The organism is Salinibacterium sp. SWN167 (assembly GCF_015864665.1).
GTDB lineage: Bacteria > Actinomycetota > Actinomycetes > Actinomycetales > Microbacteriaceae > Rhodoglobus.
In genome coordinates, this window is sequence record NZ_JADYWU010000001.1 from 1,257,369 (window position 1) to 1,273,586 (window position 16,218).

Consider the following 16,218-nt stretch of genomic DNA (forward strand, 5'->3'; position numbering starts at 1 on the left):
AGCGGCTATCGTGGGAGCATGAGTCGGATCGCTGTTGTTCCTGGGTCGTTTGACCCTGTCACCCTTGGCCACCTCGATGTGATTGAGCGGGCAGCGAAAACCTTTGACGAAGTGCACGTTCTGGTCGTGCACAACCCGGGCAAGACCGCGCTTTTGCCGATTGCGCAACGCGTCTCGCTCATCGAGCAGGCCGTTGCCGACGCCCACCTCGAGGGCAACATCCTTGTAACTAGCTGGAGTATGGGCCTTCTTGTGGACTATTGCACCGATGTCGGGGCGAGTGTCATCATCAAGGGCATCCGTTCTCAAGTGGATGTCGCGTACGAAACTCCTATGGCGATCGTCAACCGCGATCTCGCCGGGGTAGAGACGATTTTCATGCTGCCGAACCCCGCTCATGCGCACGTGTCTAGTTCGCTCGTGCGCCAGGTTGCCGCGCTCGGCGGAGACGTCGCGCCCTATGTTCCGCGTTCGGTTTCTGAGTTTTTGCAAGCGCCGCGCGACTAACACCGGCACAATGGGTTTATGACACTCACCCTCGGATACAAAGCGTCAGCAGAACAATTTGCCCCGCGTGAACTCGTTGAGATCGCAGTGGCCGCAGAAGCACACGGCATGGAGAGTGTTGCGGTTAGCGACCACTTCCAGCCGTGGCGTCACGAAGGCGGACATGCTCCGTTCTCGCTGACCTGGATGGCCGCGGTGGGGGAGCGCACCAGCACGATCCGGATCGGCACGAGCGTGATGACGCCGACGTTCCGTTACAACCCGGCTGTGCTTGCTCAAGCGTTCGCGACGATGGGTTGCCTCTACCCGGGGCGCATCATGTTGGGTGTTGGTTCTGGTGAGGCTCTCAATGAGATTGCCACCGGATTCCGTGGTGCCGGTGAGCAGGAGTGGCCCGAGTTCAAAGAGCGTTTCGCTCGCTTGCGCGAATCAGTCCGTCTCATGCGAGCGCTCTGGACCGAAGATCGCGTCTCCTTCGATGGCGAGTACTACTCCACCCACGACGCGAGCATTTATGACCGCCCTGACCAGCCCATCCCGATCTATATCGCTGCCGGTGGGCCGATGGTTGCACGCTACGCGGGCCGTGCCGGCGACGGTTTTATCTGCACCTCGGGTAAGGGCATGGAGCTCTACAACGACAAGCTGATTCCCGGTGTGAAGGAGGGCGCGGCCAAGATGGACCGCAAGTTCGAAGACATCGACCGGATGATCGAAATCAAGCTCTCCTACGACACCGATGCCGACGTTGCTCTCGAGAACACGCGTTTCTGGGCGCCACTTGCTCTCTCGAAGGATCAGAAGCACGACATCACTGACCCCATCGAGATGGAGCGTGCTGCTGATGCTCTGCCGATCGAGCAAATCGCTTCGCGGTGGATCGTGGGCAATGATCCCGACAAGATTGTGGAAGAGATTCGTCCCTACGTGGATGCGGGCCTCAACCACCTCGTCTTCCACGCGCCCGGCGACGATCAGCGCCGTTTCCTTGAGCTCTTCGAGCGCGACATTGCACCGCGATTGCGGGCGCTGTAACTCGCGTTCTGACCGCAGCGGGTCGCGCGAGAGCACGGTCCTAGTGCGACAGGCTTAACCAACGATGGGCGGATGCGTGAAGCATCCGCCCATCGTTGTTGTGCGCCACCGTTGAACGCGGCGACGTTCCGGTGTCGGCTAGCTCGTGACGGCGACTTTTTCGCTTGAACGAGCCTGGTTCGCCGAGTTGGTGCTGACCTCAATCTTTCGAGGTTTTGCCTTCTCGGAGACCGGAATAATGACGCTCAAGACGCCATTGTCGTAGCTGGCGCTGATGTTGTCGCGGTCGATGCCGGCGCCAATGCTGAACTGGCGCAAGTAAGAACCGTAACGACGTTCCTGAGAGAGCCACTTGGCTCCCTCGCGTTCGCCAGCGGTGCGTTCGGCGCGAATGGTGAGCAACTGGCCATCAACGTCGACGTCAACGGAGCCCGGATCGATGCCCGGGAGGTCGGCGGTGAGGACGTACTCGTCGGCCTGGCGGTACAGATCGACCGGCATCGGCTGGGCGCCGACGCGGGACTGGGCTGCTGCGGTGAGCCGGTCGAGTTCGGCAAAAGGATCAAATGACAGTGTCATGGGGAACCCCTTTCTCAAAGTTGAGTCACGGTGACTCAACAATCAAAAAATTAGCATTCTCGACCTGAGAGTGCCAAGAAATTTCGCTTCCTATTCGCTGAGAACGAAACGACCGCCGCCGGAGCGATCCAGCGGCGGTCGAGTGCGGCGAATTCAGCGGATGATGAACCGCGGATAGTTCTGCTCGGCGCGAGCTCTGGCGTGAGCCAGGCGCTCATCACGGAGCTGGTGTGCGGCCAGCAGCTCGGCCGACGCGATCAGTCGCGCACGGTGGGGCCGGCGGCTCCACGTGATGAGTGCGACGCCGAGATGCAGCGCAAGCCGGTCGATGACTCCCACGCGACGTGCTGCCGCTGGGCGCGGCTTCTCGACGGGGTCAGGTTCGGGCGGATGGGCGTGGCGGTCTTTCGAGGCCGCCAGTAGTTTGTTCATGATGGAAACTTTCGTGACAGAGAGAGGTTGCGGATGGCGCGCCAGAGCGCGCTGTTTCAGGTGGCGACCCAACGGCATCCTTCAGCGATCGCGAGTCGCCAGAGAAGGGGTGATCATCACTGTGAGTGCTGCGCAACCCTGGTGAGGGCGTGCCGACTCGTCAGTCGAACGCGGTCTCGTGATGATCGAGTTGGGTCGTGTGCTCCGTGAGCGCCGCCACCGTCAGAATCGGTGAGCGGAGAACGCTAACCGGTTAGGCGGTGAGGGCGCCGACGGAGCCGGCGGTAGTGGGGTTCTTGGTCGTAATGAACATAAACACGTCAGGCTCCTTTCAATAGTTGGCGTTTGCTCAGTGTAGGACGGGCGCTCGTAGAGGACAAGACCCTATTTAGCTGCGATGCACAGCCGTGATGATTGCTTCGGCAAGTTCAGCTGGCTTCGTGAACTGCGGCCAGTGCCCGGTGGGCAGGTCAACGAGCTCGAGGTCGTCGAGGCGTGCAAGCTCTGAGGCGAATGGCTCAGAGTCGTGCATCCATGACCGCAATTGTTCGCTCGTGAACTCACAACAAATCACTGTGGCGGGAACGCTAAACCGTGCCGGAGTCGACAGATTTTGCGGGTCGCTTGCCACGCGAGCGGGCTGCGGAATCGCCATCTCCCGAAATGTGGCCCGCAGCTCAGCGGTGAGATCAACAAGGTCTTCGTCGTCGAATACCGCCCAGGCGGGCAGCGGAATCTCACCATCGATTGTCGGAAGGTCGGCGTTGATCGGCATCCCGTGGGGGAGCGGCACCGTGTCGACGTGAACGATGCGCGCAAGGCAAGTGGGGCGAGCATCCGCAACAGCGTGGGCGATGGGGCCGCCACCGCTGTGGGCCACGAGCACAATGTGAGGCGCTGTTTGGTCGTGCGCTGCGTCATCCTCGCAGTCATAGTCGCGAGTGAGGCTATCGACGACGTCAACCACCGCGGCAACGTGGTTGGCCAGAGTGATGGTTGCTCGGTCGGTGTCGTTGCGGTGAAGACCGGGAAGCGTCAACGGGTGAACAGTGTAGCCAGCAGCGCGCAGCGACTGAGTGATGGGGGCCCACGACGCTTCGTCGAGCCAGAACCCTGGAATGAGGATGACGTGCATGAGCGGACTAGCGGTGCTGGTGGAAAACGCGCCCAGATTCATGCCGACTCCTCAGTGAGTAGGTCGCCCATTATCCGCTCGTCGCGACGGCAATTCAATACTCGGTAACCCTGGTGCAGCACGACGAGCGCAATGCACGCCACAATAGACGGATGCCCGTGACAGTTGCTGCACCCCACATCGGCTACGCCGCCATGCTCGAACGGTTTCATCCGCGCGATGTGATGGCGTTCGCGCAGCATGCCGAAGCGCAGGGATTTCGCGGCGTAATGGCCGCCGACCATTACCAGCCGTGGGTTCCCCAGCAGGGACAGGCGTCGTTCGTGTGGAACGTGCTGAGCGCTCTGGGTGAGACCACGACCGGCGATCTCGGCACGGGCGTCACGGCGCCGACATTCCGATGGCACCCCGCAATGGTCGCTCAAGCTTCCGCTACTTTGGCCGCCATGAACCCAGGCCGGCACTGGCTCGGGCTCGGCAGCGGCGAAGCCATTAACGAACACATCGTCGGCCAGTACTGGCCAGAAGCCCCCGAACGCATTAATCGCATGTTTGAAGCGGTCGAGATCATCAAGAAACTGTTTGCATCGGGTCTCGGCAACAAAGATGTGCGCCACGAAGGCCAGTTCTATCGGCTCGAATCGACACGCCTCTGGACAATGCCCGAAGTCGCGCCCGAGATCCTCGTTGCGACAGCAGGCCCCGTCGCCGCCAAGCGTGCGGGCAAAACCGTCGACGGTCTCATCACCGAAGCAGCACCCCTCGAGAAAGTCGACATGCTGCTCAAGCGATTCGCTGAAGGAGCACGCGAAGCAGGCCGCAAACCCGAAACTCAGAGCCGCGTACTGCGGTTGCACTTGAGCTGGGCCGAAACAGATGAGCAGGCCATGCGCAACGCGCTCACCGAATGGCCGAACGGCGGTTTGCGGTTTGCGAAGAACGACATCCGCTCACCGTTTGAGCTCGAACAGCTCGCCCGCATGGTCCGACCAGAAGACTTTGAGGGGCGGATGCCCGTGAGCGCCGATCCGGACGTGCACCGTGCCTACATCCAGAGCTACCTCGATCTCGGATTCGACCGTATCTACCTCCACAACGTTGGACGCAATCAGCGCGAGTTCCTCGACGTCTTCGGGCGCGACGTGCTGCCGGCTCTGCGCAAGTAGTGACCGCTCCCGAAATGCCGCAGACTAGACGCGTGAGAATGAGCGCATGGGCTGTGCCCGGCATCCCCGAAATTCAGTCCGGCGACAACCTTCTTGAGGCGATTGCGGCGGCTCTCGTTGCCGACTCTGACGACGTGAACTCTGGCGGGCTTGTCGACGGCGACATCCTCACTGTGACCTCCAAGATCGTCAGCAAGGCTGAGGGGCGTTCGGTGGAAGCCGCTGATCGCGAGCAAGCCATCACCAACGAAACCGTGCGGATCGTGGCATCCCGCGAGCACCCCAACGGCGTCACTCGCATTGTGGAGAACCGTCTCGGTCTCGTGATGGCGGCGGCGGGCGTCGACTCCAGCAATACCCCCGACGGCATCGTTTTGTTGCTCCCGCTCGATCCCGATGCGACGGCTCATGAGCTCTGCGCCGGGCTCCGCGAGCGATTCGGGGTGACGGTCGGCATCGTTATCACCGACACCGTGGGCAGGCCCTGGCGCAAGGGGCAGGCCGACATTGCAATTGGTGCGGCGGGCATCCACGTTCTTGATGATTTGCGTGGCACCGCGGATGCTTCGGGTCGTCCGCTTGCGGTGAGCGTCACGGCGCTCGCCGATGAAGTTGCTGCCGCGACAGATTTGGTCAAAGGCAAGGCCGGGGGATTACCCGTTGCGGTCCTTCGCGGGCTTGGCCAGCACGTCGCTGATCTTGACGCTCCCGGTGCGCGATCCCTCGTTCGGTCGGGCCCAGAGGACATGTTCAGTCTGGGCACAAAAGAAGCTTGGATGGCCGGCTTCGATGAGGCGCACACCTCAGCGGAATCTAAAGAGGACTAATACTCGACTGTACGTGAGATTACCTCTACGATGAGCGGATGGGGAGTCTCATTTCGCTCGCGTATTTCGCGTTGCTCATCTCGGTCCTGATCGACATCATCCTGATCGATGAATCGCGCATCAAGCATCTCGGCAAGGTCACCTGGATCTTTCTCGTGATCTTCATGCCTTTCATCGGCAGCATTCTCTGGTTTGCTATCGGCCGCGAGCACCAGTCCACCGCGCCGAGCTCTCTGCCCTTTGGCGCCCCCGAGCGTCGCGCACCCCTGCCATCACAGGAGGTGAGCACGACCGAAGCGGAGATAGCGAAGCTCGATGCGGAGATCGAATACTTTCAGCGCCAAGAAAAGATCCGTGCCCTTGAAGACGAACTGCGCAAGCGTAAGCAATTGCCGTAGTGGAAGACCGGTGTAAGACTCGAGACATGGATGCCCCTACCTCCGGGTCACTACCCGACGACGTGTTCCACGATCACTGTGACGCCATTGTGCGCAGTATTTCGACCGTGATCGATGGCAAGACGGAGGCTGTGCGCTTGGCACTCACTGTGCTCTTGGCGGAGGGTCATCTCCTCATCGAGGATGTGCCTGGTGTCGGAAAGACCATGCTGGCGCGAGCGCTGGCACGAACGGTCGACAGCACCGTTTCGCGCGTGCAATTCACCCCAGACTTGCTGCCGGCAGACATCACTGGTGTCTCGGTCTATAACCAAAACACCCGCGAGTTTGAATTCAAGAAGGGCCCTGTTTTCGCCAACATTGTGATTGGTGATGAAATCAATCGTGCGAGTCCCAAGACGCAGTCGGCGCTGCTCGAGTGCATGGCCGAGTCGAGTGTCACCGTCGATGGCACGACCTACGAACTTGAAAGCCCGTTCATTGTGGTGGCGACGCAGAACCCCATCGAGATGGAGGGCACCTATCCCTTGCCCGAAGCGCAGCGTGACCGGTTCATGGCCCGAATTTCGATGGGCTATCCGGATGCCGCAGCCGAGCTGGCCATGCTGCGGTCACGGGAGCTGACAAGTCCGCTGGATGCTCTCACCCCGGTGGTCTCGGTGTCGCAGTTGCGCGAGCTCATCGCGACCGTACGCCGCGTCTTCGTGAGCACTGCCGTGGAGGAATATGCGGTGGCGATCGCTCAAGCCACCCGCCGCGACCGTGAAGTGCGGGTGGGTGCGAGTCCCCGCGCGACGCTGCATTTGGTGCGCGCAGCGAAGGCGCGAGCCGCGATTGACGGCCGCGACTTTGTTCTTCCGGATGACATTGATGCGCTCGCTGTGACGGTGCTGGCCCATCGGATGATTCCTGCTCGTCACACCGGTGATACGTCAGCGCTGCTCTCCGGGCACTCAATCGCGGATGTCATCGAGCGCATCGTGGCCGAGATTCCGGTGCCGGTGCACGCGGCCGCATCCTAGAGACAGCTGTCATGGCCCGCGATATGATGCTGCGATCTATTCGTATTGTGATGGGTGGTGCCCGACTGACAAATCGCGGCGCGACCTTCTTGGTGGCGGGCGGAGTTGCACTGGGTGTGGGCTTTGGTGCCGGTATGCCGGTTTTGTTATATGTCGGATCTTTTGCTCTGGCTTTGCCGATGGTGGCGGCGTTTTTCGTGCGTAGGCACGCGGCGGCGATGACGGTTACTCGTCGTTTTTCGTTCCCGGTGGTCGAAGCGGCAAGCACGACCGCTGTGACGCTGCGCGTCGATAATCAATTGCGGCGTGCGACGGCCGCGATGCGGTGGCGCGATGGTCTTCCGTGGCACCCGTGGGTGACCGAGAGCGGTTGGCTTCCGCGGTTGTCGGTGAAGACGGGGGCGGGCAATGATCGCAGCGCTGCGCAATTGAGTTACACCCTCACCCCGACCGCCCGCGGAGTCTTCGATGTCGGGCCGCTCGTGGTCGAAGCGTCCGATCCTCTTCAACTGGCGTGGGGTGCGTGGAGCGTGGGCGCTGCAACACCGCTCATCGTGACGCCGCAAGTGGTGCAGTTCGCGCCGACAGCGCTGTTGGCGCAGTCCGGAGATGGCGAAGCGCGGGTCGTACAACGTCGTGCCGCCGGTGACGACGATGACGCGATGACGCGCGAGTATCGTCGGGGAGATGCCATGCGTCGCGTGCACTGGAAAGCATCCGCTCGCCACGGCAGTCTCATGGTGCGTCAAGAAGAGCAGCACAGTTATCCGCAGGCCCGCATCATTGTGGATACTCGGCTGGTCGGCTACCCCGATGCCAGCCGCGCCGCCGCGATTCGCACGCCTTCCGGTTCCGCTGTTGCACCAGCGCACAGTCCTCGATTCGAGTGGGTAGTGAGCATGCTCGCGTCGGCTGCCGTGCAGCTACGTCGCGAGGGTTTTCTCGTGAGCATTGTTGAAACGGGGCAGTCCCAACTGACGGATGCGGCTGTCTTGCACCGCAGGTCGGCGGCGGAGCAGGAGCTGCTGACTCGGCTCGCGGCGATAGCGCCCATCGATTCTCCCGCCGCGTGGTGGACAGATTCTGCAGCGCGCGCTGCTACGTCGGTGCCCACGATCGCCTTGGTCGCGAATCCTGATGCTGAGACCATTGACTTTCTCGCAGCGCAGACAACTGGCGCCGGGCTTGCCGTTGCGTTCGTAGTGGAATCTTCGTCCAGTTTCGGTGACCGTGAGCGTGGGGGCACCGAGAAACGTGCGCCGGTTACTGATCAGTTGAGCACCGCAGGGTGGAAGGTCATTTCTGTTCGTTCTTACGACGATGTCGCCGACGCCTGGAACCTGTTGGTTTCGGAATCTAAGGTGCTCCGTGAGCACGACTGAGGCGGCGAGGGTCGCGAGCGTAGCGAGGCACGATCGCCGAGTGCGACTGTGGTCGATTGCGGGCGTTCTAGCCTTAGCGACGGGCGTCGCGGCGAGCAGTCTCGGGGCAGTGCTGACCGAGGGTGCCTGGTGGTTCCCCTTGATGGCCGTGGTGGTTGCGGTTCTGGCGTCGGGCGCCGCCTTCCGCAGCGTGAACTCGCGAGCGTGGCTTGGCTCGGTGGTCGCGGCCGCCGGTGGGCTGGTCTCGCTCGTGCTGATGTTCGCGCCTCAGACGGCCATCCTTGGCATCATTCCGACAGCAGACACGGTCTCGCGGTTTGGTCAACTGGTGACGCAGGGGCAAGCCTCCATCGCGGTGCAGAGTTTTCCGGCTGATGCGTTTGTGGGGATCGTCTTCCTGATCTGTCTCGGTGCGGCGGCCGTGGCCGTGGCAATGGACGTCGCGGCGTTCGTGCTGCAGAAACCAGCGTTGACCGCCATCCCGCTCACTATTCTTCTTCTGGTGCCGAGCTTTGTGCGCACCGAATTGCACGATGCGTTTGTCTTCGCCGCAACCGCGATTGCCTATGTTGCGGTGCTTTTGGTGGCATCTCCGCAGAAGAGCACTCGCTCGGCGTGGCCGCTGATTTCGGCCGCCCTAGTGCTGTCTCTCATCGTGCCGGTGGTGCTGCCGAGCGTTGAACCAGCGGAGCAATTGGGGAGCGGGCAGGGTCTCATCTCCACCGGGGTGAACCCGATCATCAACCTCAGCACTGACCTCCGCCGAGGCGTACCGTTGCGAGCATTGACGTATGCCTCTGAAAGCGGCGGGGAATACCTTCGAGTGGCCGCGCTTGACGTGTTTTCCGAAGACACCTGGGAGCCATCGCAAAACGAGCCAACAGCCGCTGGCAGCGTCACCGAGTTTCCGATCGCACCCGGTCTGAGCGACGAAGTGCCGCGGGAGGAGAAAGTGCTGCAGGTCGAGATTGACCGCATCCGGGGAAAGCTCTTGCCCGTGCCTTATGCGACGGCCAACATTAGCGGGCTTGAGGGCGACTGGTCGTGGGAGCCAGACGGGCTCACGGTATCGACCGACGACTCGAACTCTCGTGGCCAAAACTACGAAGTCGCGTTCGTTTCGCCCGCGCCCTCGGTCGAGCAACTGGAGGCCGCCCCGACGACGCTGCCCGATAGTTTCGAGCGTTATCTTGAGCTGCCGGAGACCCTTCCGAGCATCGTGACCGAGACAGCCCACGCTGTGGCGGGCGGCGAAACGACTCGCTTCGATCAGGCGTTGGCGCTGCAATCCTTCTTTGCCGACGGTGACTTCACCTATTCAGAAGATGCACCCGTCGCCGAGGAATATGACGGTTCGGGCGCCGGTGTTCTTGGCGAGTTTCTCGCGGCGAAGAGCGGTTACTGCGTCCACTTCGCTTCTGCGATGGCCGCGATGGCGCGAAGCCTTGAGATCCCGTCGCGAGTGGTGGTCGGGTTCACGCCCGGTGAACGAATTGCGGATGACTCGGACGAGCGACGCTTCCTTGTGTCCACCGATAACTTGCACGCATGGCCGGAGCTCTATTTTCCGACCATCGGGTGGATCCGTTTCGAACCGACCGTCTCGGTGGGAAGCGCTCCACGGTTCGCCCAAAGTGTTGAAGACGACCCCAGCACCCCGGATGTCGATGAGTCGCAACCTGAGCCCGTTGCAACTCCAACTTCGACCTCTCCAGCGACGCCTGGTGCCCGCCCCGATCTGCCCCTCGATGAAGACTCGTCCGCGGCAACGCCCAACGGCGTCGAGATCTCACCGTGGTGGTGGCTCGTGCTCGCCTTGCCGGTGCTTCTGCTCATCCCTGCCCTCGTGCGGGTCACCCGTCGTGCTCTACGATTGGCCGCCGTGAGGCAAGGAGAGACCGGTGCGGCTTGGCGTGAAGTGCGCGACACCGCAATCGATCTCGGCTATCCGGTGAGCGCGACAGCAACCCCGCGGCAACAGTTCGAGCACCTCACCGAGCACCTCGGTGACTCCGGAACATCCGCGCTCAGCTCCTTGCTTGGCCAGGTTGAGGCGAGCGCTTTCAGCACGCGACCCGAAACCGTGCGTGTGGGAGCCGTGACGAATGTGCTCGCCGCGCTGCGAGCATCCGTTGGCTGGCGGGGGCGACTTCGGGCTGCACTGGCTCCGCGCACGGCGTTTAGCCCCCGAGACCGTCGTGGCTAGATCTCGGGTTGTCTAGATCTCTGGTGGGCTGGGGCTACGCCGGGCTGAACCCGATGACAGGCTTGCCCGTGACCGGATTGCGCAGAATGGATGCGGTCACTCCATACACGTCAGCGATCAGCTGTTCGGTCAGCACCGTTTCAGTCGCGCCCGCTGCCACGACGCGGCCCTGGGACAGCACGATGATGTGGTCGCAGTAGCTCGCCGCGAGGGAGAGGTCGTGCAGCGCGGCCAGCACCGTCACGCCCGTGGTGCGCAGGCTCGACAGCAGTTCGAGCACGGCGAGTTGGGCCGCGATGTCGAGGTGGTTGGTCGGTTCGTCGAGGGTGAGCAGTTGCGGTTCTTGGGCGAGGGCACGGGCGAGCATGACGCGTTGCTTCTCGCCACCAGAGAGGCTCTGGAATTCGCGTTCGCGGAACGCGGTCATTTCCACGGTCTCGAGGCTTGCCGTCACTACGGCAGCGGATTCGGGGGAGTCGGCCTCCCACAGCGATTGGTGCGGCAGGCGCCCGAGCTTCACGACCATGTCAACGGTGAGGGAGGAGTCGGTGGTGGCGTCTTGCTCCACAAACGCGGCGAGGCGCGCGCGTTGGCGACGCGGCATCCCGAGCAGGTCGGCGTTGCCGAACGTGACGGTTCCGGATGCCGGAGCCTGCACGGCGGTCAGTGCTCGCAGCAGGGTGGATTTTCCGGCACCGTTTGGGCCGACGAGCGCGCTGAGGGAGCCTCGCGCTACTGTGCAGTCGACGTTGTCGATGAGCAGGGTGCCGTCGATAGTGACCCGGATTCGTTCGGCGACAAGGCCGGTGTCGTCACTCATGTTGAGCTCTTTCGCCGGGTGAGGAGGAACGCGAAGATGGGGGCACCGATCATGGCGGTGACGATACCGACGGGAATCTCGCGCGGGTCAAAGAGTGTGCGCGCAAGGGTGTCGGCCCAAACGAGAAAGACGGCGCCGAGGAGGGCGCTCAGGGGGAGCAGGGCGCGGTTCCCGGGCCCGACGAGCAGTCGAACAGCATGCGGCAGGATGAGCCCGACGAAGCCGATCGATCCACTTACCGAGACCATGGCGCCGGTGACGAGGGCGGATGCCGCCAGTAGTCCCCAGCGGGTGGCACTGACGTTCACCCCGAGCGACGCTGCCTGCACGTCGCCGAAGGCAAAGGAATCGAGCAGTCGTCCCGTGAGCATCACGGGGATGCCGATCACGATGATGGCAACCATGGTGATGCCGACCGCGGGCCAGCGGGCTCCGCTGAGGGAGCCGAGCAGCCACGACAACACTTCCCGGTAGGAGTCGCCGTCGACGCTCCAGAAAATGACAAAGCTTGTGATTGCCGAGGCAAGCGCCGAGACGGCGATTCCCGCGAGCACCGTGCGCGACGGGGTGATCGCGCCGAGGGATCCCGCCAACAGCAACGTGAGGGTCAACGCGAGCAACGCTCCCACAAAGGCAGCCAACGGCAGCAATACGGCGGCGCCAAGCACGATCACAGACACAGCGCCCAACGCCGCGCCCGATGACAGCCCGAGCAAATACGGGTCGGCGAGCGGGTTGCGCGTAATCGCCTGCATCACCGCACCGCTCAGCGCGAGCCCTGCACCCACCGCCGCAGCGGTGAGCACTCGAGGCAAGCGCAACTGCCACACAATGCCATCCCGCAATTCCGTGAGCGGGCTCACTCCGATGCCGAGGTGGCTCCCAATCGAGCGCCACACCTCATCGAAGCGGATGTCGGCAGGGCCAATCGTCACCGCGATGGTGATCGACACGAGAAGTGCGATCCCCAGCGCGGTGCCGAAGGCGAGCGGAGAAACTTTAGCCATCGAGCTCCGCAATCTGGGCCGACAAGCTTTCGGCAGCTTCAACACTGCGCACGCCGGCCTCGCTCGCCGCGAACGGCACCACGAGGTAACGGCCAGCCTTCACAGCACTGAGGTTAGCGGTTGCGGGATTGGTCTCGAGAATGTCGATTTTGCCCTCGGCTGTGTTCCAGGCGGCATCCACGAGCACAATGAAGTCGGGGTCGGCGTCAACGACGGCTTCCCAGTTGAAGGGAGCCCACGTGGAGTCGATGTCGGCCGCGATGTTGGTCAGCCCGACGGTATCGAGCAACAGTTGCGGTGCTCCGATGCCGGCGCCCACATACGGGGTGTCGGACCCTGAAGAGAACCACAGAGCGGTGCGGGAGTCACCATTGGCATCGATCGCGGCCAGTTGTGCTCGCTGTTCATCGACGATCTCGGTGGCATCCACGCGGAAGATCGAGGCAACCGTCTCGATGTCGCTGAAGACGTTGTCGAAGCTGAGCTGTTCAGGCTGTTCTGCGCTTTGGCAGGCGGAGGGAGCCACGAAGGTGTTGATGCCGAGAGAAGTGAGGTCGGCGCGCTCGCCGGCGCCGTCAGCGCTGAACGTTGATTCCCACCCGGCAAAGACAAGGTCGGGCTCGAGATCGAGAACGGCTTCTTCGCTCGGCACGCGCTCAGCAATCGAGGTCAGGCCCGCAGCATCGGATGCCCACTGTTCGGGCACCGGGCCGTCCTGAAACGCGGTTCCAATGATGCGATCGCCGAGGCCGAGCGCCAGAAGCATCTCGGTTGTTGACGACTTGATCGTGATGACGCGCTCGGGGGCCGAGTCGAAGGTGACATCGAAGCCACAGTTGCTGAGTTCAACCGATTGCGTCGCAGCATCGGGCGACGTGGCGTCGGTCTCGTCAGCGGCAGCAGCGCATCCGCTCAACGCAAGAACAGAGACGCCTGCCAGCAGCGCGGTGCGGGAGAACGCGGAACGGGACAAAACGGAACGAGACAGTGCAGACATGGAGCCTTCCAAGAAACGGGTGAATGGGCGCGAGAATGCGCCACAAAGAACGAAAAGTGTTTCGAGAAGACCGGCAGCCCAATCCTGGGCAAACCAACCACGCCATACCAAGCGCACGGGTCTGTCGCACCAGTCTAGAGAGGTACAAAGCCTCATGCCTACACCGACCCACGCGGTCTGGCGTGCTCATCCGTGGGTTAGCTGACTGAGCGATTGCTGACCGGGGGCGACAGGGGAGCCGTTGCGGGGGTAGAATCGACGATCGTGTCTAGAATCAACGAGAGTCCGTATGCCGTGTTGGTGCGCGATCTCATTCACCGCCCCGGCGAGATGAGAGAGCACTCCATTCAGGTCGTCGTACCCGAAACCTTTGGTACCGCTGTTATTGGGGTAGAAAAGGGTTCGACACTGTCCGTCAAGGGCCGTTTTGAGTCACTCCACGACGGCATTCTTGTGGATGCTGTGGTGTCGGGCAAAGCCCAAGCGGAGTGCGTTCGCTGCCTCATTGACGTCACCCTGCCTGTCCGAGTCGAGTTTCAAGAACTTTTCGCGTATTCTGAGGACGAAGCTTTCGACTACACGGTTATCGACGAATACATCGATCTAGAACCTGTAGTGCGGGATTCGGTAGTGTTGTCACTGCCGTTCCAGCCGGTCTGTCAAAAGGATTGTCTTGGCCTGTGCCCCGAGTGTGGGGTTCGGTTGCTCGATAATCCAGGACACGAACACGAAGCGCCCATCGATGCTCGCTGGGCAGCGTTGGCCGGCCTCCAAGATTTCACGCAAAACTCGCATGACCAGAACTCGCACGACGCGAACGATTCACCTGAGACCCAAGAAGAAAAGAGTTAGCCATGGCAGTACCGAAGCGCAAGATGTCGCGGGCCAGCACCCGCATGCGCCGCGCCCAGTGGAAGGCAACCCCTCCCACCCTCGTCAAGACCGTTGAAAACGGCAAGACTGTTTACAGCCTGCCGCACCGCGCCAAGGTAGTCGAAGACTCCGCTGGCACGCCCCTGTACATGGAGTACAAGGGCCGCAAGGTCGCTGACGTTTAACTAGTCTTCACATTCTCGAGTCGAAATGGCGATGACGGGCTCTGCCTCACCGGTTGAGCTCTCCGCTGTGCTCGGGGTCGCTATTGACCCCGAGTTGCTCACGCTTGCGTTGACACACCGCTCTTTCGCGTACGAAAACGGCGGAATCGCGCACAACGAGCGACTCGAATTTCTTGGTGACTCAATTCTTGGCCAAGCAGTAACGGTCAAGCTGTATCGCGATAACCCGGAGCTTGACGAGGGAGACCTTGCCAAGCGTCGGGCTAGTCTCGTTTCTTCTGTAGCTCTTGCTGAAATTGCGCGCCTGATCGGCCTTGGCGCGTTCATTCGCCTCGGCAAGGGAGAAGAGCAGACGGGCGGCCGCGAAAAGCCGTCCATTTTGGCGGACACCGTTGAGGCAATCATCGGTGCCGCCTACCTCGACCTCGGCGGGGACGAAGCCACCGCGCTCGTCCTTCGCCTCGTCGCCCCGTTGCTTGCCGACCCTGAGCGGTTTGGCGCAGCGATGGATCCCAAGACGAGCCTTCAAGAACTCGCCGCCCAGATCGGGCGTGGGGCTCCTGACTATCGCATTCAAGATAGCGGCCCCGATCACTCCAAGCGTTTTCATGCGAGTGTCTGCCTCGACGATGAAGTTATCGCGACAGGTATCGGCTCCAGCAAGAAGCAGGCCGAAATGGCCGCAGCGCTCGAGGCCTGGACTAGCCTCCAAGCCGCAGCGAAGTAACTGGCGTGCCCGAACTTCCCGAGGTTGAAGTTGTGCGCGCGGGGCTCGAACCGGCCGTTACCGGCGCGACTGCGGCATCCGTCACCGTCTTCGACGAGCGCTCTCTGCGTCGCCATGAGGGGCCGAGTGAAGATTTTATCGACCGTCTGACCGGTCGCACGTTCCTCACCCCTCAACGCCGGGGCAAGTTCATGTGGCTTCCCCTCGCCGACAGCGACGCGGCTGACAGCGCGGAGGCTCACGGTGAAGCGCTCGTCACGCATCTTGGGATGAGCGGGCAAGTGCTTTTGCGCGATCGGAGCACGGATGACCGGCTCACGCGCATCCGCATCGAACTTGAACATCCTGACCACGGCGCACTGCGACTCAACTTCGTCGACCAACGTATCTTCGGCTCGATGGCGATCGACAGCATGCTGCCCACCGTTGATCAGCCCGCATTCGCGGTGCCGAGCCAAGTGGCGCACATCGCGCGTGACCCGCTCGACCCCTTCTTCGACGATGCCAAGTTCTTACGGTCGCTCAAAGCCAAGCGCACCACCGTGAAGCGGGCGCTGCTCGATCAGACCCTGATCAGCGGGGTCGGCAATATCTACGCCGACGAAGCGCTCTGGGCCGCGCGGGTGCACTACAACCAGCCCACCGAAACCCTCAGCCGCGCAAAAGCGGTGCAGTTGCTCGCTGAAGTGCGGGCGGTGTTCTCCAAGGCCCTCGCCGAAGGCGGCACCAGCTTCGATACGCAGTACCTCAACGTGAACGGTGAGTCCGGCTACTTCAGCAGATATCTACATTCATACGGCCGAACTGGTGAACCGTGTGACCGGTGCGGCACACCGATTTGTCGCGAGGCGTTCATGAATCGGTCGTCACACTTTTGCCCGAGATGCCAGCGTCTCTGATGAGAATCCCTTCACTTTCAC

The 16,218-nt window shown here is 62.1% G+C and carries 18 protein-coding genes; 12 read left to right on the forward strand and 6 right to left on the reverse strand.

What is annotated here, in order from left to right; translation table 11 throughout:
- Positions 1-18: 18 nt before the first annotated feature.
- Positions 19-507 (forward strand): pantetheine-phosphate adenylyltransferase, encoded by a 489-nt coding sequence (gene coaD, locus I6E60_RS05985; protein WP_197123952.1) that lies wholly within the window; start codon positions 19-21, stop codon positions 505-507.
- 18 nt (positions 508-525) lie between these two features.
- A complete protein-coding gene (fgd, locus tag I6E60_RS05990) occupies positions 526-1,542 on the forward strand; it encodes a glucose-6-phosphate dehydrogenase (coenzyme-F420) (protein WP_197179288.1) in 1,017 nt (338 codons plus the stop codon).
- Positions 1,543-1,680: 138 nt separating this feature from the next.
- Here fgd and I6E60_RS05995 read toward each other — a convergent pair whose 3' ends face one another.
- The 3 genes from I6E60_RS05995 to I6E60_RS06005 form a co-directional block, all read right to left on the reverse strand.
- Positions 1,681-2,121 (reverse strand): Hsp20/alpha crystallin family protein, encoded by a 441-nt coding sequence (locus I6E60_RS05995; RefSeq protein ID WP_197123956.1) that lies wholly within the window; start codon positions 2,119-2,121, stop codon positions 1,681-1,683.
- A 153-nt stretch (positions 2,122-2,274) separates the two neighbouring features.
- Positions 2,275-2,553 carry a hypothetical protein gene (locus tag I6E60_RS06000; protein ID WP_197123958.1) on the reverse strand — a complete coding sequence of 93 codons (279 nt, stop codon included), beginning with the start codon at positions 2,551-2,553 and terminating at the stop codon, positions 2,275-2,277.
- Between the two features lie 388 nt (positions 2,554-2,941).
- Complete coding sequence (locus I6E60_RS06005) at positions 2,942-3,730, reverse strand: alpha/beta hydrolase (RefSeq protein WP_307841784.1); 789 nt, start codon at positions 3,728-3,730, stop codon at positions 2,942-2,944.
- A gap of 110 nt (positions 3,731-3,840) precedes the next feature.
- Here I6E60_RS06005 and I6E60_RS06010 point away from each other — a divergent pair, with 110 nt between their 5' ends.
- From I6E60_RS06010 to I6E60_RS06035, 6 genes are read left to right on the forward strand one after another with little or no spacing between them, the layout of a single operon-like run.
- Entirely contained in the window at positions 3,841-4,854 is a 1,014-nt protein-coding gene (locus I6E60_RS06010) for a TIGR03557 family F420-dependent LLM class oxidoreductase (RefSeq protein WP_197123959.1), read from the forward strand.
- Positions 4,855-4,892: 38 nt separating this feature from the next.
- The gene (gene cofE / locus I6E60_RS06015) at positions 4,893-5,681 is read left to right on the forward strand and encodes a coenzyme F420-0:L-glutamate ligase (protein ID WP_197179290.1); all 789 of its coding nucleotides are present in this window, start codon (positions 4,893-4,895) and stop codon (positions 5,679-5,681) included.
- A 38-nt stretch (positions 5,682-5,719) separates the two neighbouring features.
- Positions 5,720-6,079 carry a PLD nuclease N-terminal domain-containing protein gene (locus tag I6E60_RS06020; protein WP_197179292.1) on the forward strand — a complete coding sequence of 120 codons (360 nt, stop codon included), beginning with the start codon at positions 5,720-5,722 and terminating at the stop codon, positions 6,077-6,079.
- A gap of 26 nt (positions 6,080-6,105) precedes the next feature.
- Positions 6,106-7,101, forward strand: coding sequence for a MoxR family ATPase (locus I6E60_RS06025; protein ID WP_197123962.1), 996 nt, complete (start codon positions 6,106-6,108; stop codon positions 7,099-7,101).
- An 11-nt stretch (positions 7,102-7,112) separates the two neighbouring features.
- The gene (locus I6E60_RS06030) at positions 7,113-8,483 is read left to right on the forward strand and encodes a DUF58 domain-containing protein (protein WP_197179294.1); all 1,371 of its coding nucleotides are present in this window, start codon (positions 7,113-7,115) and stop codon (positions 8,481-8,483) included.
- Positions 8,470-10,689 carry a DUF3488 and transglutaminase-like domain-containing protein gene (locus tag I6E60_RS06035; protein ID WP_197179295.1) on the forward strand — a complete coding sequence of 740 codons (2,220 nt, stop codon included), beginning with the start codon at positions 8,470-8,472 and terminating at the stop codon, positions 10,687-10,689. The genes I6E60_RS06030 and I6E60_RS06035 overlap by 14 nt, the downstream gene beginning before the upstream one ends.
- 34 nt (positions 10,690-10,723) lie before the next feature.
- Here the strand turns inward: I6E60_RS06035 and I6E60_RS06040 are convergent, their stop codons facing one another.
- From I6E60_RS06040 to I6E60_RS06050, 3 genes are read right to left on the reverse strand one after another with little or no spacing between them, the layout of a single operon-like run.
- Complete coding sequence (locus I6E60_RS06040; RefSeq protein WP_197179296.1) at positions 10,724-11,509, reverse strand: ABC transporter ATP-binding protein; 786 nt, start codon at positions 11,507-11,509, stop codon at positions 10,724-10,726.
- On the reverse strand, positions 11,506-12,516 hold the full coding sequence (locus tag I6E60_RS06045; RefSeq protein WP_197123967.1) for a putative F420-0 ABC transporter permease subunit: 1,011 nt from the start codon (positions 12,514-12,516) through the stop codon (positions 11,506-11,508). The genes I6E60_RS06040 and I6E60_RS06045 overlap by 4 nt, the downstream gene beginning before the upstream one ends.
- Entirely contained in the window at positions 12,509-13,513 is a 1,005-nt protein-coding gene (locus I6E60_RS06050) for a putative F420-0 ABC transporter substrate-binding protein (protein WP_197123969.1), read from the reverse strand. Before I6E60_RS06050 ends, I6E60_RS06045 begins: the two co-directional genes overlap by 8 nt.
- Positions 13,514-13,777: 264 nt before the next feature.
- Between I6E60_RS06050 and I6E60_RS06055 the strand changes: the two genes are divergently transcribed.
- The 4 genes from I6E60_RS06055 to mutM are packed head-to-tail and all read left to right on the forward strand — an operon-like array spanning position 13,778 to position 16,197.
- The gene (locus tag I6E60_RS06055) at positions 13,778-14,365 is read left to right on the forward strand and encodes a YceD family protein (RefSeq protein WP_307841785.1); all 588 of its coding nucleotides are present in this window, start codon (positions 13,778-13,780) and stop codon (positions 14,363-14,365) included.
- A 2-nt stretch (positions 14,366-14,367) separates the two neighbouring features.
- Positions 14,368-14,571, forward strand: coding sequence for a 50S ribosomal protein L32 (gene rpmF, locus I6E60_RS06060; RefSeq protein ID WP_009772721.1), 204 nt, complete (start codon positions 14,368-14,370; stop codon positions 14,569-14,571).
- 25 nt (positions 14,572-14,596) lie between these two features.
- Positions 14,597-15,298, forward strand: coding sequence for a ribonuclease III (rnc, locus tag I6E60_RS06065; protein ID WP_197123971.1), 702 nt, complete (start codon positions 14,597-14,599; stop codon positions 15,296-15,298).
- A gap of 5 nt (positions 15,299-15,303) precedes the next feature.
- Entirely contained in the window at positions 15,304-16,197 is an 894-nt protein-coding gene (mutM, locus tag I6E60_RS06070; protein WP_197179298.1) for a bifunctional DNA-formamidopyrimidine glycosylase/DNA-(apurinic or apyrimidinic site) lyase, read from the forward strand.
- Positions 16,198-16,218 lie beyond the last annotated feature (21 nt).

Coding starts and splice junctions, on each gene's coding strand:
- rnc (WP_197123971.1), top strand. CDS start 14,597: ATGGCGATGACGGGCTCTGCCTCACCGGTTGAGCTCTCCGCTGTGCTC.
- I6E60_RS06000 (WP_197123958.1), bottom strand. CDS start 2,553: ATGAACAAACTACTGGCGGCCTCGAAAGACCGCCACGCCCATCCGCCC.
- cofE (WP_197179290.1), top strand. CDS start 4,893: ATGAGCGCATGGGCTGTGCCCGGCATCCCCGAAATTCAGTCCGGCGAC.
- I6E60_RS06045 (WP_197123967.1), bottom strand. CDS start 12,516: ATGGCTAAAGTTTCTCCGCTCGCCTTCGGCACCGCGCTGGGGATCGCA.
- I6E60_RS06020 (WP_197179292.1), top strand. CDS start 5,720: ATGGGGAGTCTCATTTCGCTCGCGTATTTCGCGTTGCTCATCTCGGTC.
- I6E60_RS06030 (WP_197179294.1), top strand. CDS start 7,113: ATGGCCCGCGATATGATGCTGCGATCTATTCGTATTGTGATGGGTGGT.
- fgd (WP_197179288.1), top strand. CDS start 526: ATGACACTCACCCTCGGATACAAAGCGTCAGCAGAACAATTTGCCCCG.
- rpmF (WP_009772721.1), top strand. CDS start 14,368: ATGGCAGTACCGAAGCGCAAGATGTCGCGGGCCAGCACCCGCATGCGC.
- I6E60_RS06005 (WP_307841784.1), bottom strand. CDS start 3,730: ATGAATCTGGGCGCGTTTTCCACCAGCACCGCTAGTCCGCTCATGCAC.
- I6E60_RS05995 (WP_197123956.1), bottom strand. CDS start 2,121: ATGACACTGTCATTTGATCCTTTTGCCGAACTCGACCGGCTCACCGCA.
- I6E60_RS06025 (WP_197123962.1), top strand. CDS start 6,106: ATGGATGCCCCTACCTCCGGGTCACTACCCGACGACGTGTTCCACGAT.
- I6E60_RS06040 (WP_197179296.1), bottom strand. CDS start 11,509: ATGAGTGACGACACCGGCCTTGTCGCCGAACGAATCCGGGTCACTATC.
- I6E60_RS06050 (WP_197123969.1), bottom strand. CDS start 13,513: ATGTCTGCACTGTCTCGTTCCGTTTTGTCCCGTTCCGCGTTCTCCCGC.
- coaD (WP_197123952.1), top strand. CDS start 19: ATGAGTCGGATCGCTGTTGTTCCTGGGTCGTTTGACCCTGTCACCCTT.
- I6E60_RS06010 (WP_197123959.1), top strand. CDS start 3,841: ATGCCCGTGACAGTTGCTGCACCCCACATCGGCTACGCCGCCATGCTC.